Origin of the sequence: Cellulomonas sp. McL0617, from assembly GCF_049994875.1 — a bacterium.
GTDB lineage: Bacteria > Actinomycetota > Actinomycetes > Actinomycetales > Cellulomonadaceae > Cellulomonas.
Map to the genome: position 1 here is coordinate 197,212 of NZ_CP188256.1, position 22,965 is coordinate 220,176.

Sequence of the window (22,965 nt, forward strand, 5' to 3'; positions counted from 1 at the left end):
CGGCTCTCGCACTGTGCGGGACGGTCAGACGGCGACAGCGGATTCCGCCGGCAGGTCGTCCTTCTTGGCCGAGATGAGAGTCGCCGCGGCCGCCAGGCCCACGAACATGAGCACCGCACCGCCGAGGTAGGCGACGTGGTAGCCCGCAACCTGGGCGGTCGCGAGCATGTCCTGGGTCGGGGTCCCGCCGTTGGCCAGGCGCGTGAGCTTCGACGCGGTCGCGCTGATCGCGAAGGTGCTCAGCAGCGCCAGGCCGAGCGAGCCACCCACCTGCTGGGACGTGTTGAGCAGTGCGCTCGCGACGCCGGCGTCGTGCTTGCCCACCCCGACGAGCGCGGTGCTCGACGCGGGGATGAACACGGCCGCCATGCCGAGGCTCATGACCGTGATGGCCGGGAGCACGGTGGTGGCGTACGACGAGTCGGGCGTGGTCCGCAGGAGCAGCAGCATGCCGACGATCGCCATCGTGATGCCGACGAGCATCAGCGGGCGCGGGCCGAGCCGCGGGAGCAGCTGCGACACGATCCCGGCACCGATGATGATGCCGATGCTGAACGGCAGGAACGCGAAGCCGGCCCGCAGCGGCGTGTAGCCGAGGATGTTCTGCAGGTAGAGCGTCATGAACAGGAACATCGAGAAGAGCCCGGCGCCGATCATCAGGAAGACGATGTAGGAGCCGCCACGGTTGCGGTTGAGCACGATGCGCATGGGCAGCAGGGGGTTCTTCACGCGGCTCTCGACGATGACGAACGAGACCAGCAGGACCACGGCGATCGCCAGGAGGGTGACGACGGTCGGGTCGCCCCAGCCCACCGTGCCGCTCCCGTCGGCCTTCCGCTTGGAGGCCTCGGTGAACCCGTACACCAGGGTGGCCAGGCCGACGCTCGAGAGCACGGCGCCGGGGATGTCCAGGTGTCGGTCGCCGGGAGCCTTGGACTCCTGGACGAAGCGGATCGCCAGGATGACCGTGATCAGCGCGATCGGCAGGTTGACGTAGAGGCACCAGCGCCAGCCGAGGTACTCGGTGAGGATGCCGCCGAGATCAGGCCGATGGCCGCGCCACCGCCGGAGATCGCGCCGAAGACGCCGAACGCCCTGGCGCGGTCGCGACCCTCGGTGAAGGTCACGGTGATGATGGCCAACGACGCCGGTGCGAGCAGTGCGCCGAACGCGCCCTGCAGGCCGCGGGCGGCGAACAGCAGCGCCTCGGACTGTGCGGCGCCGCCGAGGCCGGAGGCCACCGCGAAGCCGACGAGGCCGATGAGCAGGGCCCGCTTGCGGCCGATGTAGTCGGCGATGCGACCACCGAGCAGCAGCAGCCCGCCGAACGCGAGCGTGTAGGCCGTGATGGCCCAGGAGATGTCCTGCTGGGGGATGCCGAGGTCCTTGGCGGCCGACGGCAGGGCGATGTTCATGATGGCGGAGTCGAGCACGATCATCAGCTGGGCGATCGCGACGACACCGAGGATCAGCCACCGGCGACGGTCGGCTGCGGCGGCGGCGACTGCCGCGTCGTCGAGTGGGGGATCGACCGGTTCGACGGTCGAGAGGGCAGATTCGGACACAGCAAGCTCCGGAGGGAGAGAAGGGTGGCGGCGTCGCCGGAGGAGAGGACCAGAGGACGGTCCGAAGGAGCAGACCCGAGCTCCTCAGCCGGGCGCCCAGCCAGTGCATCAGCCGATGCTTACGGCGGTCAAGGAGTTTGTCTTCGCTCGGAGCGAATTCTCTCAGGCTCCTCTCAGGGCCTGTCGCACGTGGTCGCTCGTAGGCCCCCAACCCTGTCGTGTGCCCGAACATTCCGGCTCGGCTGGGCTAAAACACCCGGCTCAGGGCCAGGTCAGAGGCCGCTTTGGAGGACGGGTGCTCGCACCGGTAGCCTGTGCTGGTCCTGGAGACGTCGCATAGCCCGGTCTAGTGCGCGACCCTGCTAAGGTCGTGAAGGCGTAAGCCTTCCGTGGGTTCAAATCCCACCGTCTCCGCCCAGTACGCAGCACCACACGATTCAGGCCCGGTCCCGACGAGGATCGGGCCTTCGTCGTTCAGGCCGCGACGACGGCCGACCGCGCGGCGGTCCGGCGGGCGATCAGCACGTCGCCCACGATCACCGCGGCGAGCACCAGGTTGGACACCCAGTTCAGGGTCAGCGGGGTCACGACGAACCGCAGCGCGAACGCTGCCAGCACCACCGCGCCGCCGAGCAGGTGGGTCACCGACCAGCGCCCGCCCGTGGTTCGTCGGAACAGCGCGTTGCCCACCAGGTACAAGGCGGCCGCACCGCAGACCAGGCCGGCCGTCCAGGCGTCGGTGGGGCCGTCGTGCCCGAGCGGGTCCAGCAGGACGAGCTCGTCCGCCACGGCGGTGAGCACGATGCCCGCGATCAGCAGGTAGGGCACGTAGGTGTAGGAGGTCTGCGCGACCATGCCCGGGTTCGCCTGGGCGGCGAAGAACTCCGTGGCGCGGCGTTCCGACCGGGCGAAGAACAGCAGCCACATGAGCACGGTGCTGACGAACGCCGCGAGGAACGCGAGCACCGTCGTGACCGAGACCTCGACCTCGGAGAACGCCTCGCCGGTGACGATGATCGACTCGCCCAGGCTGATGATCAGGAACAGCGACACCCGTTCGGCCATGTGGGCGCCGCGGACCTCCCAGGTGCTGGGGTCCGTCGGCCCCAGGAACGGCACCCAGAACAGCGAACGCGGCCCGGCGACGTCGATCAGGGCCGCGACGATCCACGGGACCAGCCGCGCATCCCCGTCGACGAGCGCGCCCGCGATCCAGAACCCGCCCGACACAGCGAGCCACACGGCGATCCGCTGGAAGTTGAGGGCGTTCTCCGGCCAGTGCCGACCCATCGCCCACACCGTGAACAGGCAGCGGCCCAGCTGGATGAGCACGAACGGGACGGCGAACAGCAGCGCCTTGTCCCCGAACGCCTCCGGGATCGCCGACGACATCAGCAGGCCCAGGAGCATCAGCACCAGCAGCATGGTGCGGACCGGGACCTTGTCGGGGTCCAGCCAGTTGGTCACCCAGGTGGTGTCGATCCAGAGCCACCAGACGGCCCACGCGAGCACGACGGTCTCCAGCAGCGTCCGTGCGTCGGTGTGGTGGATGAGCATGTGCGACAGCTGGGTCACCGCGAACACGAAGACCAGGTCGAAGAACAGCTCGATGTAGCCGACCCGGCTCGAGTCGTGACCGGCGCCGTGACGCAGCACGTCGGCCCGCATGCCCCACCGGCCGCCGCCGGTCCCCAGCCGTGTGAGGTCCGTCATGCGCGCGATCCTGCCATCCCTGCAGTTTGGGCGTGCGGCCCGCGGCCTGTATCGTCGTCTCCGGTCCCGCGGGACCAGCGCGCCCGTAGCTCAATGGATAGAGCATCTGACTACGGATCAGAAGGTTGGGGGTTCGAGTCCCTTCGGGCGCACACCCACGAGGCCTGCCGCATCTGCGGCGGGCCTCGTTCGTTTCTCCGGGCATCGACCGACGGGCACATCAGGGTCGATCTGACGTTGTGGACGCGTCGGCGCAGACACGTTCGGCGATTGTGGACCATCCGGACCCCCGCCACTAGGGTCCGACCTGGGCGGCGGCCAGGGCTGTGCGCCTGCCCGACGGGTCCGCGGCACGAGCCCGAGATCCACGGCTCGAGGATCGGATCCGCACGTGGTGAGCACCGAGGTCGTTCCGCCTGAGCCCGACGCGCGGCGGGACAAGCCGCGCCGGGAGCCGCAGGCCATCGACGACCGGTGGCCCGACCGGATCGCCGCCGCGATGTTCCTCGCGCTCGCGGTCGTGCTGGTCTCGGCGGTGATCCCGCCGCTGCGGCACTACTTCATGCGTGTCGACGACATCGTCTCGATCCTCACCATCCCGATCATCCCGAACATCGTGTACGCGGCGCTCCTCGCGTCGATCGGCGTGGCGCTGAACCGGAGGCTGCACTCCGCCTGGTGGCTGCTGGTCATCTGGTGGTTCGTGCTCCCGCAGCTCGGCCGGATCTTCTCGCTGATCGACGGCGGATCCTGGTGGAACGCGGTCGGGTTAGTCCTGGTCAGCGCGGTGCTCGTCCAGCTGTGGCGCTGCCGACGGCAGTTCCGCGCGCGCACTCGTCGGGGCTCGTTCTGGGCCGCGCTCGGGTTCTTCCTCGTCGGCGGGACCGTGATCCTGTTCGTCGGCACGTGGCTGGTCACCCGGTTCGGGCAGACAGACGGCGCGGGCTCGTCGGTCTTCTTCGTCTGGGACAGCATGCTGGGCGACCTCGGCAAGATCGACCAGGCCAGCAACGCGACCGCACCGTTCTGGGTCCGCGCCGTGATCAACCTGATCGGTGCTGGGGTCGTCCTCGGCTCCGCGTACCTGCTGTTCCGGACGCCGCGCTACACGCACACGCTCGATGCCGCCGACGAGGCCCGCGTGCGCACGCTGCTGCGCGACTTCGGCGGCGAGGACTCGCTCGGCTACTTCGCGACCCGTCGCGACAAGGCCGTGGTCTGGGACTCCGGGGACGCGCCCACCGCTCGCGCGGGGATCTCCTACCGCGTCGTCGGCTCGGTCAGCCTGGCCAGCGGCAACCCCGTGGGCGACCCGCTGCGCTGGCCCGAGGCCATCGAGGCGTGGCGGCGCCAGGCGCGGACCAACGGCTGGTCCCTGGCAGTCATGGGGGCGGGCAGCCGCGGTGCTGTCGCCTACACCGAGGCCGGTCTGAAGGCCTGGGAGATCGGCGACGAGGCCATCCTCGACCTGCGGGCCTTCTCGTTGAGCGGGCCCGGGATGAAGGCCGTGCGCCAGTCGGTCGCACGCCTGCAGCGGCGCGGCTACACCACGAGGGTCGAGCGGCACTCGGCCATCGACCGGGAGCACTTCGCCACCCTCGACGCCGCGGCGGCCCGGTGGCGCGGCGACGGCGGCGACGAGCGAGGCTTCTCGATGGCGCTCGGCCGCCTCGGCGACGACCTGGACGACGACTGCGTGCTGATCGAGACGCACGACGAGGAGGGCCGGCTGCGCGGGTTCCTCAGCTTCGTCCCGTGGGGCCGCAACGGGCTGTCGCTCGACCTGATGCGTCGCGACCCCACGGCCGACAACGGTCTGGTCGAGCTCATGGTGGCCTCCCTGGCGGAACGCGCGAACGCGTTCGGCGCCGGTCGGCTGTCGCTGAACTTCGCGATGTTCCGGGAGGCGTTCGAGCGGGGCGCCGAGGTGGGTGCGGGGCCGATCGCGCGTCTGTGGCGTTCGTCGCTGGTGCTGGCCAGCCGCAACTGGCAGCTCGAGTCGCTGTACCGCTCGAACGCCAAGTACCAGCCGGAGTGGCAGCCGCGATTCATCTGCTTCGAGTACACCTCGGACCTGCCGCGGATCGGCACGGCCGCCGGCAGCGCCGAAGGCTTCCTCACCCGGCCGAGCCTCGGGCTGCTCAACCGGCGCGGCAAGGGCGCCGGGTCGGGGGACCTGGAGCGGGCGGCGCTCGACTACGCGGCGCAGGTCGAGGCGCAGATCCCGGAGGCGCTCGACCCGGTCGAGCTCGCGCTCGCAGCGGAGCACCTCCCCGAGCAGCAGCGCGTCCGCCGCGACAAGGCCGACCGGATGCGCGCCCGCGGCATCGACCCGTACCCGGCCACGTATCCGCGCACCCACACGCTCGCGGCGGTCGTCGCCGCGCACCCGGACCTGCCCCCGGACACCCGGACCGGCGAGACGGTCTCCGTCACCGCGCGGGTGATCCGCAAGCGCGACGGCGGTCGGCTCGGTTTCGGCACGCTTCGCGACGGCAGCGGCGACCTGCAGGTGATGGTCGATGCGCACGACGTGAGCAAGCAGGATCTCGAGCTGTGGCGGCACGACGTCGACCTCGGCGACCACATCGGGGTCACGGGCGAGGTGATCACCACCCGGCGCGGTGAGCTGTCGGTGCGGGCGACGTCCCTGGCCATGACCAGCAAGGCGCTGCGCCCGCTGCCGGACAAGCACCACGGACTGACCGACCCCGAGGCCCGAATCCGCGCCCGGTACGTGGACCTGATCGTCCGACCGGCAGCACGGGACATCGCCTACACGCGCGCGACGGTCGTGCGCAGCGTGCGCGACTCGCTGCACGCCCGCGGGTTCACCGAGGTCGAGACGCCGATCCTGCAGGTCATCCACGGCGGCGCGAACGCCCGCCCGTTCGAGACGCACATCAACGCGTACGACATGGACCTGTACCTGCGCATCGCGACCGAGCTGCACCTCAAGCGGCTGCTCGTCGGCGGTATGGAGAAGGTGTTCGAGATCGGGCGCCAGTTCCGCAACGAGGGCGTCGACTTCAAGCACAACCCCGAGTTCACGTCGCTCGAGCTCTACGAGACGTACGGCGACTACAACACGATGCGGGTGCTCACGCAGGAGCTCATCCAGGAGGCCGCAGTCGCGGTGTACGGATCGCCGATAGCCCGACGTACGGATGCCGACGGCCGGGTGGAGGAGTTCGACCTGTCGGGCCAGTGGCCGGTCAAGACGATCTGCCAGGCCGTCTCGGAGAAGCTGGGCGACGAGGTCACTGCGGACACGCCGCGTGAGGTCCTCCTGCGCCACGCCGACGCCATCGGGCTCGAGCTCGAGCTCGACGCGTCGTGGGCGGTCGCCCTGGAGGGGATCTACGGCGAGCTGTGCGAGAAGACCACCTCGACGCCCGTGTTCTACACCGACTTCCCCAAGGAGAACTCGCCGCTGACCCGCCAGCACCGCGTCGACCCGCGGCTGGCGGAGAAGTGGGACCTGGTGATCTTCGCCTCGGAGCAGGGCACCGCCTACTCCGAGCTGATCGACCCCATGGACCAGCGCCGTCGGCTGGTCGAGCAGTCGCTGCTGGCCGCGGCGGGCGACGCCGAGGCCATGGCGGTGGACGAGGACTTCCTCACCGCGCTCGAGTACGGCATGCCGCCGACCGGCGGCATGGGGATGGGGATCGACCGACTCGTGATGAACCTGACGGGTCTGAGCATCCGCGACACCATCCTGTTTCCCCTGGTTCGCCCGAGCTCCTGACCTGCAGGTTCACCCGGCCCGATCGTCGCGTCGACCCCCGATCCGTTCACGGACACCCCGTCGGGTGCGGAAGCGGCCAGGATGCGCCCAAGGTCTGAGATATTGGACCCGTGCCCTCCATCCGCGTCTTCCTCCTCGACGACCACGAGGTCGTCCGCCAGGGTCTGCTGCGCCTGATCGACGCCGACCCGGACATGACCGTCGTCGGCGAAGCGTCGTCCGTGGCCGAGGCACTGGTGCGCGCGCCGGTGGCCAAGGCAGACGTGGCGCTCCTGGACGTCCGGCTGCCCGACGGCAGCGGCGTCGAGGTGTGCCGCGAGCTCGTGTCGTCGCAGGAGGGCCTGCGCTGCCTGATGCTCACGTCCTACGAGGACGACGAGGCGCTGCTGGCAGCGATCACCGCCGGTGCCTCCGGGTACGTGCTCAAAGAGATCCGCGGGCCGCAGCTGCTCGACTCGATCCGGGCGGTCGCCGCGGGGCGTTCGCTCATCGACCCGGCCACCCGGGCACGGGTGCTCGAGCGCGTCCGGGAGTCGCAGAGCCACGACGCCCGCCTCGACCTGCTCACGCCGCAGGAGAGCGCCGTGCTGGACCTCATCGGCGAGGGCCTGACCAACCGCGAGATCGCGGGGCGCATGTTCCTGGCGGAGAAGACGGTGAAGAACTACATCTCGAGCCTGCTGGCCAAGCTCGGGGTCCGGGGCCGGACCCAGGCGGCGCTGTTCATCGCCGAACAGCACCGAGCAACAGACCACTGAGGCTCACGCCCCACGTGTAGGCGCGCTCCAGCTCGCCCTCGCGCAGGGGCCCCTTCAGCCCGGTCACCCAGAAGCTCTCCGCCTCGGCCGTGAGCTCGAAGCCGCCCCGGTTGAGCAGCCGCCATGCGCCGACGGCGGCGGATCCCGGCACGTGCGGGCTGTGCAGGCGCGTGTCGAACGTGGCCGACCAGACCGGCCGCCCCGGAGGCTCCAGCAGGTGCAGCCACTCGCGCACGCCCGTGGTCGGTGCCGACGACGGCAGGCCGGCCTCGGCGCGGGCGTTGGAGCGCGTCGACGGGCGGCTCATGCCGAACGCCTGCGTCGGGCCACCCACCACGAGGAGCTCGACCGTGGGGGGCAACCTCGTCGGTGCCACGTCGACGCGTCGGATCGCAGCACTCTCGACGTGGTCGGCCAGACCGTGCCAGACGGCCTCGGCCACCAGTCCCGTATTTCCGAACGACGACTCGTACACGACCAGTGCGCGCATCGTCCCCACCTCCTTGTGTCACCCCCAGTGTTCGACGGGCTCGCCGGGTCCCCACAGGGCCGAACGGCCCTGACTGCCTATGCTCCGACCATGGATCACGACGACCGCCTCGAAGAGCTGATGGCGGCCGTCGTCTCGCTCTCGTCCACGCTGGACACGGCCATCGTGCTGGAGCGCCTGGTCGAGGCGGCGTGCAGCCTGACCGGCGCCCGGTACGGCGCGCTCGGCGTGCTGGGGGAGCACGGCGGACTCGTCGAGTTCGTGCACCGCGGGATCGACGACGAGACCGCCGCGAGGATCGGCCCGCTGCCTACTGGTCGGGGCGTCCTCGGACACCTCATCGTGAGCCCGCACCCGATCCGGCTGCACGAGATCGCGGACCACCAGGACTCGGTCGGCTTCCCGGCGCACCACCCGCCCATGCACACGTTCCTCGGGGTGCCGGTCTCCGCGCGGGGCGAGGTCTTCGGCAACCTCTACCTGACCGAGAAGCACACCCCCGACGACGAACCCCGTGACTTCACGGCACGCGACGAGCAGGTCGCGGTCGCCCTGGCCGCCGCGGCCGGCATCACGGTCGGGCACGCCCGCGCGTACCGGCGTTCCCGCGAGCACGAGCTCTGGCTCGAGGCTGCCGCCGCGTGCAGCGAGGCGCTGACGGGCGGCATCCCGAGGGAGGACGCGCTCGCGGTGGTCCGGGCACGGGTCGCCGCCGTGGCCGAGGCGAGCGTCGTCCTGCTGCACGACGCGCTGCCGCCCGGCCTGGAGGACGACCTGGGCGGCCACGCCCCGGTCCTGAGCCGGCTGCCGGACGGCACCGACCTCGGGCTGCCGGGCCCCGTCTGGGTGCTCGCCGTGCCGCTGCGCAGCGGAGAGCGCTGGGTGGCCGGGCTCACCGCGTGCTGGCCCGGACCGGAGGGCGACGCGGGCCCGCAGGTGGACCTGCCGACCGTCGCCGGTTTCGCCGAACAGCTGGCGCTCGCCCTCGACGTGGCCGAGGCGCAGGCAGACCGCGCACGGCTGGCGGTGCTGGAGGAGCGTGAGCGGATCGCCCGCGACCTGCACGACATGGTGATCCAGCGCCTGTTCGCCATCGGTCTCGACGTGCAGGGCGCCGCGCAGGACGCGGTCCGGCCCGACGTCACCCGGCGGCTCGAGGGCGCGGTGGACGACCTCGACGAGACGATCAAGGACGTCCGCACGACGATCTTCCGGCTGGGCGCCCGGGGCGCCGGGACGACCGGGCTGCGGCCCTCGATCGACGCCGAGGTGGTCCGCTCGCGTCAGGCGCTGGGCTTCCTGCCGCGGTTGCGGATCGAGGGGGTCACGGCGACGGTGGCCGACGAGGTCAGCGACGACGCTGTCGCGGTCGTGCGCGAGGCCCTGGCCAACGTCGCGCGGCACGCACGCGCCCGGGAGGTCGTCGTGCGGGTGTTCGTGGGTGCGGACCTGCTGGTCGAGGTGCAGGACGACGGCGTCGGGATCCCCACGGACGTCGCCCGGCGCAGCGGTCTGGCCAACCTCGCGGAGCGGGCACGCGGACGCGGCGGCGCGATGACGGTGCAGCCGGTCGACGACGGTGGCACCCTGCTGGCCTGGAGCGTCCCGCTGCACCTCGCGTGAGACACCTGCCCTGAGGGCGTCCGGCTCAGCCCTGCCCGTGCACGACCAGCACCGGGCAGGACGCGGAGCGGAGCACCTCCGTGCTCACCGACCCCAGCAGCATGCCCCGGAAGCTGCCGAGCCCCCGCGTGCCCACCACCAGCAACGCGGCACCGCGCCCGAGCCCGACCAGCGCGTTCGCGGGATCGTCGTCGACGAGGGTGAGCCGCACGTCCAGTCCGGGGTTCTCCTCGGCGAGCGAGTGCCGCACGCTGGCCGCGGCCTGGTGCGTCCGGTCGGGTTGCGCGGCCGGCGACATGGCGTGCCCGACGACCAGGGCGCGACCGCGCATCCAGGCCTCTCGGGCGGCCACGCGCGCGGCCTCCAGCGAGGCCGGCGAACCATCGACCCCCACCACGATCGGTGCCTGCGGCGACGTGGGGCTGTCGGGGTGGTGACGCACCACGGCCACCGGGCAGCGGGCGTGGGCGGCCAGGTGCCCGCCGAGCACGCCCGTGCGCCCCCGGCCGTTCGGCTGACCGGCTCCGACCACCACCAGCTGGGCATCGGTGCTCAGCTCGCGCAGCTCGGGGACCGTCGACCCGTGGCGCACGTCGGTGGAGATGTCCAGGCCCGGGTGCCGCGCCGCCTCCCGGTTGCGCAGCCGGGCCAGGTGGGCCTTGGCCGCCAGCTCGGCGTCCAGGGTGTCGATGACCGGGTAGGTGCCCCAGAAGGTCGACGTCCACGGGTTGTCGACCACCTGCGTCAGCACCACCGGGGCCCGACGGCGCACCGCCTCCGCGACGCCCCACGCGAGCGTGCCCGCGCTGTGCACCGCGCCGTCGACAGCAATCACGACCGGTCCGTCGGTACGCATGGGAGCCTCCTTGGTCCGCTCCGCCCACCCTGGTCCCCTGCGCCCTCCTGCGTCCCGGGACCTAGGTCCCGGATCGGGCGCTCGCCACCCCGAGATGGCGGGACGTTCGGCCCTGTGGGGCGGCTCGGCGCCCGGAGGAGCGTGTGAAGCACAGAGCACAACCTCACCCCGGGTCCTTCACAAGACCCCCGCACCAAGGAGCAGACCATGGCCGCCACCCACCCCGAGATCACGACGTCGGTCCATCCGGCAACGCTGGTCGAAGATGACCTCGTCACGTCGTCGACAGGCCGGAAGGTCCTCGCAGCAGCACGGGTCACCACGGGGTTCATCTTCCTGTGGGCGTTCCTGGACAAGTGCTTCGGCCTGCACTACAGCACGGGAGCCGCGACTGCCGACGGCAGCCCCGTGTCCCTGTCGTGGCTCAACGGTGGCAAGCCGAGCCAGGGCTTTCTGCTCTTCGGGACCCAGGGCCCGTTCAAGGACTTCTTCGGCAACATCGCCGGTCCGGTGACCGACTGGCTGTTCATGCTCGGGATGCTCGGTATCGGCGTCGCCGTCATGCTCGGCATCGGCCTGCGCGTCTCGGCCGTGGCCGGCTCGATCATGATGGGCATGATGTGGCTCGCTGAGTGGCCGCCGACGCAGGGTTCGACCAACCCGCTGATCGACTACCACGTGATCTACGCGCTGGTCCTGATCCTGTGCGCAGTGCTGCTGGCCGGAGACACCTGGGGCCTTGGCGGCCGGTGGGCAAAGCTCCCGATCGTGCGGCGCATGAGCTGGCTGCGCTGATCGGTCCGAGAAGAAGGGCGCGACACCTTCCCCAGGTGTCGCGCCCTTCGTCGTTCGTTCGTCGTCAGGCCGTGGCCTTGCGCTCCTCCGCGCCCTTCTTGAGGATCACCAGCGGCAGCAGCAGCGTGCCGAGCATCGTGATGATCCAGACGAGGATCGTGCCGATGAACCACGTCGACGTGCCGGTGATGGACAGGCCGTCGCTGACGAGGTTCGCGACGACCAGCGCGACGAAGGTCGAGATGAGGCCCACAGCACCGGTCAGGGCGCTCGCGTTCCTGGTGGTCGTCTTGAAGAAGAACGGCGACAGGATGCTCTGAAGCACCGCGAAGATGACGACGGCGACGAAGAACCCGCCGGAGTGGATCACGAAGTCGTCGAGGATCAGGGACGTGATCCACAGGCCGAGCGCGGCCGAACCGAGGAAGATCAGGGCGCGAAGCAGGAAGCGGATCATGGCCGGTGCATCTCCTCGGGACGGCGAGGCGCGGCCGTCGTCGACGGCTTGTCGCCTCTGCTCACACCCTAGGTACTCGCGGGTGGCCGCGGGTATCCCCGCAAAAAGTGTTGTGACCTGTTCGATTGTTACGAGTGATCGCTGCGCGGTGTCCAGTTCACCGAGTGCCGCTAGCGTGGCCCGGGTGACGGAAACAACGATCCCCATCGCAACCCGTGAGCACACCGTCGAGGGCTTCGTCCGGGAGTTCTTGAGGGAGCTCAACTTCGGGCAGGGCACGGACCTCACCAAGGCGTCGGTCAACGACAAGTACCTGGCCATGGCCCGCACCGTCCGGCACTACCTCATGGTGCGCTGGCTGGCCACGCTGCGACGGCAGTACCAGATCCAGGCCAAGTCGGTCGCGTACCTGTCCGCCGAGTTCCTGCTCGGTAGGCAGCTGGACAACGCGCTGCTGGCCTCGGACCTGGAGGGGATCGTCGAGGAGGGCCTGGCCTCCCTCGGCATCGACCTCGCGGAGCTGCGCGACGCCGAGGTGGAGCCGGGTCTGGGCAACGGCGGCCTCGGCCGCCTCGCCGCGTGCTTCATCGACTCCCTCGCGACGATGAACGTCCCGTGCATCGGGTACGGCATCCGTTACGAGTACGGCATCTTCCGGCAGACGTTCGTCGACGGCTGGCAGGTGGAGAAGCCCGACGACTGGCTGGCCCTCGGCTCGCCGTGGGAGTTCCCGCACCCGGAGTCGGCGGTCACCGTCGACTTCGGCGGGCACACCGAGACGTACGACGACGCCGGCGTGACTCGCTCGCGGTGGGTGTCTGGGTGGAGCGTGCTGGGCATCCCGTACAACTACATGGTCCCCGGGTTCGAGAACGGCCGTGTCAACACGCTGCGCCTCTGGTCCGCGCAGGCGACCCGCGCGTTCGACCTCGAGATCTTCAACGCGGGCGACTACGCGCAGGCGGTGCGCGCGCAGACCTTCGCGGAGAACATCACCAAGGTGCTGTACCCCGAGGACTCGACGCCGCAGGGCAAGGAGCTGCGGCTGCAGCAGCAGTACTTCTTCGTCGCCTGCTCGATCCGCAACTTCCTGGAGGAGGTCCTGACACCGGACTTCGACCTGCGCAAGCTGCCGGACCGGATCATCTTCCAGCTCAACGACACGCATCCCGTGATCGCGATCCCCGAGCTCATGCGGATCCTCGTCGACGAGAAGAAGTGGGAGTGGGACGAGGCCTGGGCCGTCACGCAGAAGTGCTTCGCGTACACCTGTCACACGCTCCTGCCCGAGGCGCTGGAGGTCTGGTCCACCGACCTGCTGGGCAAGCTCCTGCCCCGCCACCTCGAGATCATCTACAAGATCAACGAGGAGTTCATGGCGGAGCTGCGCGTCGCCTACCCGGACGACGAGCTGCGCGTGCGCCGCATGTCGATCATCGCGGAGTACCCCGAGCGTGCGGTCCGGATGGCCTACCTCGCGACGGTGGCCGGCTCCAAGGTCAACGGCGTCGCCGCCCTGCACTCGCAGCTGCTGCGCGACAAGGTGCTGCACGACTTCTCGGACCACTACCCGGACAAGTTCACCAACGTCACCAACGGCGTCACACCCCGCCGATTCGTCCGGCTGGCCAACCCCGGCCTGTCCGGGCTGATCACGTCGGCGATCGGCGAGGGCTGGGTGACGGACCTGGAGCGGTTGCGCGAGCTCGAGCCCCTGGCCGAGGATGCCGACTTCCGGGCCGCGTTCCGGCAGGTCAAGCGCGCCAACAAGCTCCGGCTCGTGGACGTGCTCGCGGACCGCGACGGCATCACGGTCGACCCCGACACGATGCTCGACGTCATGGTCAAGCGGCTGCACGAGTACAAGCGCCAGACGCTCAAGCTCCTGCACATCGTCACGCTGTACGACCAGGTGCGGTCCGGGCACATCTCGATCGAGGACGTCACGCCTCGCACGTTCGCCTTCGGAGCCAAGGCCGCCCCCGGATACCGGATGGCCAAGCAGACGATCGGGCTGATCAACGCCGTCGGGCGGACCATCAACTCCGACCCAGAGCTGAAGGGTCGCCTGAGCATCGCGTTCCCGGCCAACTACAACGTCACGCTGGCCGAGAAGCTGATCCCCGCCGCCGACCTGTCCGAGCAGATCTCGCTCGCCGGCAAGGAGGCGTCGGGAACGGGCAACATGAAGTTCGCGCTCAACGGTGCCTTGACGATCGGCACGGACGACGGGGCGAACGTCGAGATCCGTGAGCTCGTCGGCGACGACAACTTCTTCCTCTTCGGGCTGCTCGAGCCCGAGGTCGCGCAGATCGTCGACCGCGGGTACCACCCGACCTCGTACTACGAGTCGAACCGCCCGCTGCGGCACGCGCTCGACCTGATCGCGTCCGGACACTTCTCGGACGGTGACCGCACGGTCTTCGAGCCGATCGTCTCGAACCTGCTGAACGAGGACCGGTTCCTGGTGCTCGCCGACTACCAGGCGTACATCGACGCACAGGCCCGCGTCGACGTCGCGTACGCCGACACCGAGGGCTGGACGCGGTCGGCCGTGCTCAACGTCGCGCGGTCCGGGTTCTTCTCCTCCGACCGCAGCATGCGCGACTACATCGACCGCATCTGGCACACGGAGCCGGTGGCTCCGACCAGCTGAGGTCGCGGGGTCCGACGAGGTCGCAGCGCACCTCGTCGGGACTCCGCGACGTCCCGGGGTGGTGCTGCGCCTACCCTTGCCCTTGTGACACCGCCCAAGAAGTCCCAGGAGATGAAGGCGTCGACCGCCGCCGCCAAGCTCGACGTGTACCTGCCGGCGACGCCGCCGGAGTTCCAGGAAGGGACCGTCACGCGCGACGAGCTGACCGAGCTGCAGCGCAACCCGCCGCAGTGGCTGGTCGACCTCCGTCGCGACGGTCCGCACCCGCGGTCCGTCGTCGCCGGCCGGTTGCGCATCTCGATCTCCGGGCTCGCCCGCGGCGGCATCAGCGACCCGCTCACGACCGCCGAGATCGACGCCCTGCAGGCCGACCCGCCGTCGTGGCTGGTCCGCGAGCGGGAGATCGCCGCCGAGGTTCGTCGCGAGGAGCGTCGCCAGGAGTCCCGCGAGGCCGACCGTCGCGCCGCAGCGGCGTCGGCAGCGGCCGCGGACAAGTCCAAGTCCTGACGCCGGGACCCGTCCGCGCGGTCGACCCTTGCCATGGTGCGGCTCGGCCGGTCTGATGAACGTCAGCGGGGGCGGCGCGGCTTCGGTGGTGGCTTGCCCTTGGTCGCTGCGCGCGGTTTCGACGACGAGCGCGGCGGGTGCGGCCGCTTGGCCTTCGGCGTCGGTTCCGCCGGTGGGGCGCCGCGGCCCCGGCTCGAGGACGCGGTGCGTCCGCGGACGATCCCGATGAACTCCTCGGTCAGGTCGTCGTAGCGGTCGGTCACCCAGGCGAGGCCGACCGCGGAGCCAGGGGCGTCGCGGACGGTGCGCACCGTCAGGCCGCGACGCTGGTGCAGCCGAGAGATCGACTGCGGCACCACCAGCACGCCGACGCCCGCGGCGACCAGGTCGACCGCGTCCGCGGTCGTCTCGACGACGCCACCGGCGAACCGCTCACCCGGCGGGTCGGCCCAGACGAGCGTGTCGTCGAGGGGGACGATCAGGGTCTCGTCGGCCAGGTCGGCGGCGTCGATCTCGTCGTCGGCGGCCGTGACGAGGTGGTCCTTGGGCACGACGACGACCGTGGCCTCCGTGTAGAGCGGGATGACGGACAGCTCGTCGCCGGCGACGGGCAGGCGGGCGAGCGCCACGTCGGCGGACCCGGCCCGCAGGTGCGCGAGCGCTTCCGCCGGTGAGCTGTGCACCAGCTCGACCGGCACGTCGACCAGCCGCTCCTGCCAGACGCGCAGCCAGCGGTCGGGGTTCACACCGGGCACCAGGGCGATCCGGAAGACGGCGCGTGGGTTCGTGGCGGCCGTCATCGGACCCGCCGGAACACCAGGTCGCGGACCTCGTGCCCGAGGTCGAGGCCGCGCTGCTCGAACTTGGTGACGGGTCGGTGCGCGGGGCGGTCGACGAACGCGTCGGCCGTGTTCGCCAGGAACGGGTCCGCCGACAGGGCCTCCAGCATCGCGTCCGCGTAGTCGACCCAGTCGGTCGCGCAGTGCAGCACCCCGCCCACCGCGAGCCGCGAGCGCAGCAGCGCCACGTGCGACGGCTGGACGAGCCGCCGCTTGTGGTGGCGGGCCTTCGGCCACGGGTCGGGGAAGAAGACGTGGATCGCGTCGAGGGCGTCGGTGGGGATGGACCGCCGGACCAGGTCGAGCGCGTCCCCGTGGCCGACCCGGACGTTGGTGAGCCCCGCCCGGTTCACGAGCCCGAGCAGCGACGCGACGCCCGGCAGGTGCGCCTCGACGGCGATGTAGTCACGGGACGGGTCCGCGGCGGCCATCGCTGCCGTCGTCTCGCCCATTCCGGAGCCGATCTCCAGGACCAGGGGAGCCGTCCGGCCGAACATCGCAGCGGCGTCGAAGGCCTCGTCCTCGTGCACCGAGAACCCGAGCACCGGGAAGAGCGTGCGCAGGTCCTCCTCGCGCTCCGGGCCCAGCGCGGACCGGCGCGGGTGGTAGGTGCGCAGCGGCTCGTGCGGACGCGCGGCTTCGAGGCGGAACGCGTCGGACGGGAGGCTCACGCACCGAGCCTAGGCGTCGAGGCGGGGGCCCATCACCGCGAAGACCTCGCCGAACGGTCCGGCCGCGATGGCCATCCGACCGAAGGGCGTGTCGGTGGGCGGGCTGACCACCGTCCCGCCGAGGCTCGCGATCGAGGCGGCCGCCTCGTCGGTCGACGAGACCGCGAAGTAGAGGGTCCAGGCGGGCGGTGCTGTGTCCCCGGCGGCAGGACCGTACTGACCGACCCCGGCGAGCGGCCCGGCGCCCAACGAGAGTGCCGAGTAGGTGAACCCCGGGGCGCTCAGGTCGTCGACGGAGTAGCCGAAGACCTCCCGGTAGAACGCCAGCGCGCGGGGCTGGTCGTGGACCATCACCTCGCTCCAGGTCACCGACCCCGGCTCCTCCTCGACGTCCCAGCCGGTGTGGGTGCCGGACTGCCAGAGGCCGAAGACGGCATCGGTCGGGTCGGCGTACAGGCCCATGGTGCCGAAGCCGAGGATCGCCATCGGCGCCAGCACCACGCGGCCGCCGCCCTTCAGCACCGTCGACGCCGTGGCCAGGAGGTCGTCCGTCGCCAGGTACACGCACCACGCGGGCGGCTGCGCTGTGGCGGGACCCATCGGCTCCGTCAGCCCGACGACGCGTCTGCCGTCGAGGAACGCCTGCGTGTACCCGCCGGTCTCGGGCCCGCCCACCTCGAAGGTCCAGCCGAAGAGTGGTCCGTAGAAGTCCTGTGCGACCGCCAGCGAGGGGACGGTGATGTCGGCCCAGGCAGGGGAGCCGGCCGGCCAGGCGTCACGGTGGGTGGTCATGCATCCACCCAACACCCCGGGGTCGGCCGGTGCCAGCGCGCGTTCCTGTCGGCATCGGCGCAGGCCGGTCGGCAGACAGGTCCGCGCGCGGTGTGCTACCCAGGGGGCATGTCCTCGAGCGAACCGCCGGCGTCCGCGGACGACGACGGCCCGCAGGACGAGAGCGTGATGACCGTCGTCGTGGCGTTCGTGGCCAACATCCTGATCGCGGTCGCCAAGTCAGTCGCGGCGGCGATCACCGGCTCGGCGTCGATGCTCGCGGAGGCCGCCCACTCGTGGGCCGACACCGGCAACGAGGTGTTCCTGCTGATCGCGCAGCGGAGGGCCGCCAAGCCGGCGGACCCGACGCATCCGCTGGGCCACGGTCGCGAGGTGTACGTCTGGTCGCTGTTCGCGGCGATCGGGCTGTTCGCGGTGGGCGCCGGCGTCTCGATCACGCACGGCATCTCCGAGCTCGCCAACCCGGAGCCCGCCACCGACTTCGGCATCGCCTACGCGGTCCTCGGCGTCAGCGCACTGCTCGAGGGGGCGTCGTTCTTCCAGGCGTCGCGGCAGGCGAGACGCGCGGCCGCGGACCGGAACCGTGACCTGTTCGAGCACGTCCTGGCCACCAGCGACCCGACCGTGCGGGCGGTGTTCTTCGAGGACGGTGCGGCGCTGGTCGGCCTCGCGATCGCGTTCGCGGGGATCGGGCTGCACCAGGTGACCGGCTCGGCCACCCCGGACGCGATCGGGTCGATTCTGGTCGGCGTCCTGCTCGGCGTCGTGGCGATCGTGCTCATCGACCGCAACCGTCGCTTCCTCGTCGGCCAGAGCGCCGACTCGGAGCTCCAGGACGCGGCGCTGCGCGACATCCTGCGGCTCACCGAGGTCGCCCGCGTCACCGAGCTGCGCCTGGAGTACGTCGGCGCGGGGCTGCTCTTCGTGACCGGAGCCGTCGATCTCGTCGGCAACCCGGCCGAGGACGAGGCGTCGCACGTGCTCGCCTCGGTGGAGCGCCGGATCTCGGCGAACCCCCACATCGTCGGTGCCCTGCTGTCGCTCTCCGAACCCGAGGACGCCGCGCTGGTCCCCAGGGGCCGGTCGTGACCAGGGCGGGCAGGATCACCAACCAGGACGTCGTCCACGCGCCCGACCATGACGATCGAGGAGCAGATCTGTGACCACGCTCGACGAGGCCCCCTTCCGCGTCCCGGTCTCCGGCCTGATCAAGCTGGCGATCCCCGCCGCGGTGATGGGGATCTTCTGCTCGCTGTCCCTGCTGGGGATCAGCGCGGTCGCCGACCACCTGTCGAGCTGGATGTGGGACGACCTGTCGGACTTCTTCGGCTTCGAGGCGTACTCGACGGCGTGGATCATCGTCATGCTCACGGTCACGGGCCTGCTGGTCGGGCTCGTCGTGCGGTACGCGCCCGGGCACGCCGGGCCGGACCCCGCGACGATCCAGCTCGTCGCCGAGCCGCTCAAGCCGATCGTCCTGCCCGGGCTTGCCGTCGCCCTGATCCTCATGCTCGCCGGTGGTGTCAGCCTCGGCCCGGAGAACCCGATCATCGGCATCAACGTCGGGATCATCGTCTGGGTCGGGCTGAAGCTCTTCCCCCGTGTCAACGCACCGGTCTGGCTCGCCATCGCGGTCGCCGGGACGATCGGGGCGATGTTCGGCACCCCCGTCGCGGCGGCCCTGCTGCTGTCCGAGCTCGACGCCGGTGACCGGCGCATCCCGCTGTGGGACCGGCTGTTCCCGCCGCTCGTCGCGGCCACGACCGGTGCCTTGACGACGATGCAGCTGACCACCGACTTCAGCCTGTCCGTCGACGTGGGCACCTACGTCGACGGCGGGCTCAAGGACCTCGGTCTGGGCATCCTGATCTCGCTCGGCGCGGCCCTGGTCGGTCTGGTCGCGGTCTACCTGTTCGTGCCCTTCCACACCGCGTTCCAGAAGCTGAAGCACCCGGTGCTCATGCTGACCGTCGGCGGTCTCCTGCTCGGCGTGCTGGGTGCCATCGGCGGCGAGGTGACGTTGTTCAAGGGCCTCAAGCAGATGCAGGAGCTGCCCGGGCTCGCGGCGACGACGACCGCGGCCGGCTTCCTCGTGTTCGCCGTGATCAAGCTGTTCGCGCTGCTGGTGGCCGGCACGTCCGGCTTCCGCGGCGGTCGCATCTTCCCGACGCTGTTCATCGGCGTCGCGCTCGGGTTCGCCGTCCACCAGGCGTGGCCCAGCGTCTCGTTGCCGCTGGCCGTCGGCTGCGCGAGCGCCGGCATCGTCGTGGCCGCCACGCGCAACGGGTGGCTGAGCCTGTTCATGGCGGTTGCTGTGGTGCCGCAGACGGTCCTGCTGCCGGCGTTCCTGCTCGCGACCCTCGTCGCGTGGCTGCTGGTGACCAACCGGCCGGAGCTGATCGCCCCGAAGGCCCCCGAGCCTCCGGCCCAGGTGGGAGCGCCCGTCTGATCACCCGTGGGGTGGATCGTGGCTCGCCGCGACCGGTACTCGTGCTGGTCAGTCGCCCATCCCGCCCCAGCGCCGCCAGGCATCGGCGCTGAGGTTCGGCACGTTGGCGTCCTCGGGGGACGGCCCGCGCACCAGCCGGCCGAGGATCCCCTCGTCCTGCGCGCACGCCCGCCCGACGATGGTCGCCCCGACGATCGCGAAGCTGAGCACGAACAACCAGCTGATGTAGGCGAACACCAGCCCGAGCACGCCGAACTCCTCGGCACCGTTGGTCAGCACGAGCGGCAGGTAGAACGCTCCGAACTCGGCCAGGACCGTGAGCGCCAGCGCGATGAGGGCGCCCGTGAACGCGAGCGCGCGCAGGGAGATCTTGGTGCGCATCAGGACCCACGGCACATAGGTCCAGACCACGGTCCAGACGGCGAACCGGATGACGAACTCGATCAGGTGGTTCAGCGGGGTGTTCGACAGGATTGCGGCGGTGAAGGCGAGGAACGAGATCGCGACCAGGACCGCCGCGATCGTCGCGACCCACCGCCAGGCCGTGCGCAGCGGGGGTTTGGGCACGGCCCAGACCTTGAGGAACATCCGCTCGAGCGCCCGGGAGTAGGCGGTCGCGCTGAAGAACGCGATGAGGAACCCGAAGATCCCGAGCCCGCTCGCCGCCGTCGCGGAGCTCGGGATGCTCCCGGCGAGGGTCGCCTGGACCGAGTCGGACAGCCCCATCGCGTCGCCCATGGAGGCGCCGAAGCTGTCCTCGTTCGGTCGCACGGCGGCCGCGAAGATCATGATCGGCACGATCGAGACGAAGACCTGCGCGGCCAGCGTCATGGCGCGGTCGAACGGTTCGATCGCCGTGAATCCGCTGATGATCCGGTCGATGAGCGTGCCGAGCGGGGTCCCGCGCAAGCCGTCCCAGTACCGCAGGACCCGGATCTTCCAGCGCGCGACGAAGCGCAGGACCCGGATCTTCCAGCGCCCGTACCGATCGCTCACGGCAGCCTGTCGGCCAGGAACGCGAGGACCTCCGACGTGTACAGGTCGCGCGCGGGCGCGGGCGACAGGGCGAGGTCGTGCGCCCCGCCCGGGACCTCGACGAAGGTGACGTCGGGCCCGAGCAGCGGCGCGCGCTCCCGGATCTGCGTGACGTCGAGCACCGAGTCGGTGGTGACCAGGTCGGGGTGCCATGCCGCGTCCGGCCCGGAGCGGTCGGAGGCCAGCACGAGCACCGGGACGTCGATGGACAGCCCGCGGGCCACCCGCCTGTGCCCGCGGCGGACGGTCCGGATGAGCCCGGCACGGACCGGGAACCCGCGGTGGGGCTTCCAGGTCAGGTCGTAGTCCCACTCGCCGCCCGTGTCGCGATGCAGGGCCTCCCCGTAGTACTGGCCGAGTCGAGCCACGGTGAGCATCGGGGCGAGCCTGCCGACGACGTCGAGCACGGGTGTGAGCACCCGGCGCTCGACCCAGCTCCCGCGCAGGTCCAGCCATGGGCTGTTCAGCACGAGGGCGTCGATGCGACCCGTTCCCGCGCGGGCGTCGGCCCACAGCGAGGTGATCAGCCCGCCCATCGAGTGGCCCAGCAGCACGACCTGGTCGTGGTCGGCGCGCAGCAGCGCGATCGAGGCGTCGATCTCCTCGGCGTAGGTGGCCAGGCTCGTCGTGAAGTTCGCGGGCCGCCCCTCCCGGATAGACCGGCCGAAGTCGCGCAGGTCGAGTGCGAACAGGTCCCAGTCCGCCTCGGCGAGCGCCTCGGCGAACCCGGTGTGGAAGAAGTAGTCGACGAAGCCGTGCACGTACAGGACCGCGCGACGCGGTGCAGCCCCGGCGGGGGTGTGGTGGACGAGGGTGGCGAGCGGCCCGGGCGTGCGACCGTCGGGCCGCAGCTCGAGGGTGCGGGCCGTCCAGCCGGCGCCGAGGACGTCAGGGCGCTCCTGCATGGTCATGGCGTGATCGTGCCACGTCGTTCGCGTGAACTGCCTCACATCGCGGGCGGTCCGTGCCGATCACAACCGGTGTGGACGCGCGCACCGATCGAGACCTCTGGTTGTCGGAGGATCGAGACGACGCGCCCGCGTTCGGGACGCTGTTCGACCGTCACCACCGGGCGGTCCACCGCTACTGCTTCCGGCTGACCGGGTCGCGCGTCGCCGCGGAGGACCTGCTGACCGAGGCGTTCCTGCAGGCGTGGCGGCGGCGCGACGAGATCACACCGCTCGGTGACGACGCGCTGCCCGTGCTGCTGAGCCTGGCCACGGCCTGCCTACCGCGGGGGCGTCGGCTGATCCCCACGCAACGACGCCCTCCCGAGGCGGACGAGGTCGCCATGCGCGACGTCCTGCGCCGGATCGCGCACGTGCGCGGACGGCACCGCGAGATCCTCGAGCTGCACGCGTTCGGTGGCCTGTCCGACGAGCAGATCGCGGACGTGCTCGGCGTGCAGGCCTCCTCGGTGCGCTGGTCGCTTGACCGCACCCGCGGACCGCTGGAGGAGCCGGTGGTCGCGTCATGATCGACCTGCCCGAGACGAGCGAGCTGACGGTCGACCGGACCGCGGTCCTGCGCCGGCAGCTGATGGACACGATGCTCGCCGACCCGCCCAAGCCGGCTCGCGCGACGACCCCGCCGACGCGCGGGCTGCTCGTCGCCGCAGTGCTGGTGTTCGTCCTGGTGGTCGCCGGGCTGGCCGCGGCCGTCGCGATCACGGTGACGGCGACCCACCGCGGCAGCAGCGACTCGGTGGTGGTCGACTCCGACACCCTTGACGTCCTCTACCAGGGCCGCCGGATCACGCAGGATGACCTGGTGGAGCTCACCCGGGCCGGCAAGGGCACGTTCACCACCACCGACGCGGACACCGAGCACGACCTGCACGCGACGCGCGCCTTCGACACCCTGGAGGAGCTCGACGCGTACTCGGCGGACTACCTCGCCTGGCAGAAGTCCAAGGCCGACGGTGCGGATGTCGACGCGTGGGGAACCCTCCGCCCGTAGGCATCGCAGAGTTGAGCGGAATAGACTCAACTTTGCTCGTGGTTGCTAG

General features: G+C 70.9%; 19 protein-coding genes, 2 tRNA genes and 1 pseudogene. 12 read left to right on the forward strand and 10 right to left on the reverse strand.

Annotated features, from left to right (window positions below; genetic code table 11):
* Window positions 1-24: 24 nt before the first annotated feature.
* Window positions 25-1,439, reverse strand: a pseudogene (locus tag ACPPVS_RS00965) (MFS transporter).
* A 451-nt stretch (window positions 1,440-1,890) separates the two neighbouring features.
* Here ACPPVS_RS00965 and ACPPVS_RS00970 point away from each other — a divergent pair.
* A tRNA-Ser gene (locus ACPPVS_RS00970) sits at window positions 1,891-1,979 on the forward strand.
* Window positions 1,980-2,039: 60 nt separating this feature from the next.
* Here the strand turns inward: ACPPVS_RS00970 and ACPPVS_RS00975 are convergent.
* Complete coding sequence (locus tag ACPPVS_RS00975; protein WP_426594056.1) at window positions 2,040-3,278, reverse strand: low temperature requirement protein A; 1,239 nt, start codon at window positions 3,276-3,278, stop codon at window positions 2,040-2,042.
* Window positions 3,279-3,357: 79 nt separating this feature from the next.
* On the opposite strand from ACPPVS_RS00975, the gene ACPPVS_RS00980 reads away from it, so the two are divergent.
* From ACPPVS_RS00980 to ACPPVS_RS00990, 3 genes are all read left to right on the forward strand, one after another.
* Window positions 3,358-3,430: transfer RNA gene (locus ACPPVS_RS00980), tRNA-Arg, on the forward strand.
* 242 nt (window positions 3,431-3,672) lie between these two features.
* Window positions 3,673-7,029, forward strand: a complete 3,357-nt coding sequence (gene lysX / locus ACPPVS_RS00985) for a bifunctional lysylphosphatidylglycerol synthetase/lysine--tRNA ligase LysX (protein WP_426594057.1) — start codon at window positions 3,673-3,675, stop codon at window positions 7,027-7,029.
* Between the two features lie 110 nt (window positions 7,030-7,139).
* On the forward strand, window positions 7,140-7,787 hold the full coding sequence (locus ACPPVS_RS00990; protein ID WP_426594058.1) for a response regulator: 648 nt from the start codon (window positions 7,140-7,142) through the stop codon (window positions 7,785-7,787).
* Here the strand turns inward: ACPPVS_RS00990 and ACPPVS_RS00995 are convergent.
* A complete protein-coding gene (locus ACPPVS_RS00995) occupies window positions 7,753-8,277 on the reverse strand; it encodes a flavodoxin family protein (RefSeq protein ID WP_426594059.1) in 525 nt (174 codons plus the stop codon). The genes ACPPVS_RS00990 and ACPPVS_RS00995 overlap by 35 nt on opposite strands.
* Window positions 8,278-8,367: 90 nt before the next feature.
* On the opposite strand from ACPPVS_RS00995, the gene ACPPVS_RS01000 reads away from it, so the two are divergent.
* Complete coding sequence (locus ACPPVS_RS01000) at window positions 8,368-9,900, forward strand: GAF domain-containing sensor histidine kinase (protein WP_426594060.1); 1,533 nt, start codon at window positions 8,368-8,370, stop codon at window positions 9,898-9,900.
* A 25-nt stretch (window positions 9,901-9,925) separates the two neighbouring features.
* On the opposite strand, the gene ACPPVS_RS01005 is transcribed toward ACPPVS_RS01000, so the two are convergent.
* Window positions 9,926-10,756, reverse strand: coding sequence for a universal stress protein (locus ACPPVS_RS01005; RefSeq protein ID WP_426594061.1), 831 nt, complete (start codon window positions 10,754-10,756; stop codon window positions 9,926-9,928).
* A 207-nt stretch (window positions 10,757-10,963) separates the two neighbouring features.
* On the opposite strand from ACPPVS_RS01005, the gene ACPPVS_RS01010 reads away from it, so the two are divergent.
* A complete protein-coding gene (locus tag ACPPVS_RS01010; protein ID WP_426594062.1) occupies window positions 10,964-11,551 on the forward strand; it encodes a DoxX family protein in 588 nt (195 codons plus the stop codon).
* A gap of 64 nt (window positions 11,552-11,615) precedes the next feature.
* Here the strand turns inward: ACPPVS_RS01010 and ACPPVS_RS01015 are convergent, their stop codons facing one another.
* Entirely contained in the window at window positions 11,616-12,008 is a 393-nt protein-coding gene (locus ACPPVS_RS01015; RefSeq protein WP_426594063.1) for a hypothetical protein, read from the reverse strand.
* 184 nt (window positions 12,009-12,192) lie between these two features.
* Between ACPPVS_RS01015 and ACPPVS_RS01020 the strand changes: the two genes are divergently transcribed.
* Both ACPPVS_RS01020 and ACPPVS_RS01025 read left to right on the forward strand, forming a co-directional pair.
* The gene (locus ACPPVS_RS01020; protein ID WP_426594064.1) at window positions 12,193-14,664 is read left to right on the forward strand and encodes a glycogen/starch/alpha-glucan phosphorylase; all 2,472 of its coding nucleotides are present in this window, start codon (window positions 12,193-12,195) and stop codon (window positions 14,662-14,664) included.
* A gap of 84 nt (window positions 14,665-14,748) precedes the next feature.
* A complete protein-coding gene (locus ACPPVS_RS01025; protein ID WP_426594065.1) occupies window positions 14,749-15,171 on the forward strand; it encodes a DUF5997 family protein in 423 nt (140 codons plus the stop codon).
* A gap of 62 nt (window positions 15,172-15,233) precedes the next feature.
* Here ACPPVS_RS01025 and ACPPVS_RS01030 read toward each other — a convergent pair whose 3' ends face one another.
* Genes ACPPVS_RS01030 through ACPPVS_RS01040 form a run of 3 tightly spaced genes read right to left on the reverse strand, consistent with a single transcriptional unit; the run spans window position 15,234 to window position 17,473 of the window.
* A complete protein-coding gene (locus tag ACPPVS_RS01030) occupies window positions 15,234-15,971 on the reverse strand; it encodes a LysR substrate-binding domain-containing protein (RefSeq protein WP_426594066.1) in 738 nt (245 codons plus the stop codon).
* Window positions 15,968-16,681, reverse strand: a complete 714-nt coding sequence (gene trmB, locus ACPPVS_RS01035) for a tRNA (guanosine(46)-N7)-methyltransferase TrmB (RefSeq protein ID WP_426594067.1) — start codon at window positions 16,679-16,681, stop codon at window positions 15,968-15,970. Before trmB ends, ACPPVS_RS01030 begins: the two co-directional genes overlap by 4 nt.
* A 9-nt stretch (window positions 16,682-16,690) precedes the next feature.
* A complete protein-coding gene (locus tag ACPPVS_RS01040) occupies window positions 16,691-17,473 on the reverse strand; it encodes a VOC family protein (RefSeq protein WP_426594068.1) in 783 nt (260 codons plus the stop codon).
* A gap of 108 nt (window positions 17,474-17,581) precedes the next feature.
* Here ACPPVS_RS01040 and ACPPVS_RS01045 point away from each other — a divergent pair, with 108 nt between their 5' ends.
* Together ACPPVS_RS01045 and ACPPVS_RS01050 are read left to right on the forward strand one after the other, a co-directional pair.
* Complete coding sequence (locus ACPPVS_RS01045) at window positions 17,582-18,562, forward strand: cation diffusion facilitator family transporter (protein WP_426594069.1); 981 nt, start codon at window positions 17,582-17,584, stop codon at window positions 18,560-18,562.
* Window positions 18,563-18,632: 70 nt separating this feature from the next.
* Window positions 18,633-19,922 carry an ion channel protein gene (locus ACPPVS_RS01050; protein WP_426594070.1) on the forward strand — a complete coding sequence of 430 codons (1,290 nt, stop codon included), beginning with the start codon at window positions 18,633-18,635 and terminating at the stop codon, window positions 19,920-19,922.
* A 48-nt stretch (window positions 19,923-19,970) separates the two neighbouring features.
* Here ACPPVS_RS01050 and ACPPVS_RS01055 read toward each other — a convergent pair whose 3' ends face one another.
* Together ACPPVS_RS01055 and ACPPVS_RS01060 are read right to left on the reverse strand one after the other, a co-directional pair.
* Window positions 19,971-20,918 carry a YhjD/YihY/BrkB family envelope integrity protein gene (locus ACPPVS_RS01055; protein WP_426594071.1) on the reverse strand — a complete coding sequence of 316 codons (948 nt, stop codon included), beginning with the start codon at window positions 20,916-20,918 and terminating at the stop codon, window positions 19,971-19,973.
* A complete protein-coding gene (locus ACPPVS_RS01060) occupies window positions 20,915-21,868 on the reverse strand; it encodes an alpha/beta hydrolase (protein WP_426594072.1) in 954 nt (317 codons plus the stop codon). Before ACPPVS_RS01060 ends, ACPPVS_RS01055 begins: the two co-directional genes overlap by 4 nt.
* Before the next feature lie 53 nt (window positions 21,869-21,921).
* Here ACPPVS_RS01060 and ACPPVS_RS01065 point away from each other — a divergent pair, with 53 nt between their 5' ends.
* A complete protein-coding gene (locus tag ACPPVS_RS01065; RefSeq protein WP_426594073.1) occupies window positions 21,922-22,434 on the forward strand; it encodes an RNA polymerase sigma factor in 513 nt (170 codons plus the stop codon).
* Window positions 22,431-22,916 (forward strand): hypothetical protein, encoded by a 486-nt coding sequence (locus tag ACPPVS_RS01070; RefSeq protein WP_426594074.1) that lies wholly within the window; start codon window positions 22,431-22,433, stop codon window positions 22,914-22,916. The genes ACPPVS_RS01065 and ACPPVS_RS01070 overlap by 4 nt, the downstream gene beginning before the upstream one ends.
* Window positions 22,917-22,965: the final 49 nt, after the last annotated feature.

What these genes read in the sequence shown, in the direction of transcription:
- ACPPVS_RS00975 (WP_426594056.1), bottom strand. Translation starts at nt 3,278, where the DNA reads ATGACGGACCTCACACGGCTGGGGACCGGCGGCGGCCGGTGGGGCATG.
- ACPPVS_RS00995 (WP_426594059.1), bottom strand. Translation starts at nt 8,277, where the DNA reads ATGCGCGCACTGGTCGTGTACGAGTCGTCGTTCGGAAATACGGGACTG.
- ACPPVS_RS01000 (WP_426594060.1), top strand. Translation starts at nt 8,368, where the DNA reads ATGGATCACGACGACCGCCTCGAAGAGCTGATGGCGGCCGTCGTCTCG.
- ACPPVS_RS01005 (WP_426594061.1), bottom strand. Translation starts at nt 10,756, where the DNA reads ATGCGTACCGACGGACCGGTCGTGATTGCTGTCGACGGCGCGGTGCAC.
- ACPPVS_RS01010 (WP_426594062.1), top strand. Translation starts at nt 10,964, where the DNA reads ATGGCCGCCACCCACCCCGAGATCACGACGTCGGTCCATCCGGCAACG.
- ACPPVS_RS01015 (WP_426594063.1), bottom strand. Translation starts at nt 12,008, where the DNA reads ATGATCCGCTTCCTGCTTCGCGCCCTGATCTTCCTCGGTTCGGCCGCG.
- ACPPVS_RS01030 (WP_426594066.1), bottom strand. Translation starts at nt 15,971, where the DNA reads ATGACGGCCGCCACGAACCCACGCGCCGTCTTCCGGATCGCCCTGGTG.
- ACPPVS_RS01040 (WP_426594068.1), bottom strand. Translation starts at nt 17,473, where the DNA reads ATGACCACCCACCGTGACGCCTGGCCGGCCGGCTCCCCTGCCTGGGCC.
- ACPPVS_RS01045 (WP_426594069.1), top strand. Translation starts at nt 17,582, where the DNA reads ATGTCCTCGAGCGAACCGCCGGCGTCCGCGGACGACGACGGCCCGCAG.
- ACPPVS_RS01060 (WP_426594072.1), bottom strand. Translation starts at nt 21,868, where the DNA reads ATGACCATGCAGGAGCGCCCTGACGTCCTCGGCGCCGGCTGGACGGCC.
- ACPPVS_RS01070 (WP_426594074.1), top strand. Translation starts at nt 22,431, where the DNA reads ATGATCGACCTGCCCGAGACGAGCGAGCTGACGGTCGACCGGACCGCG.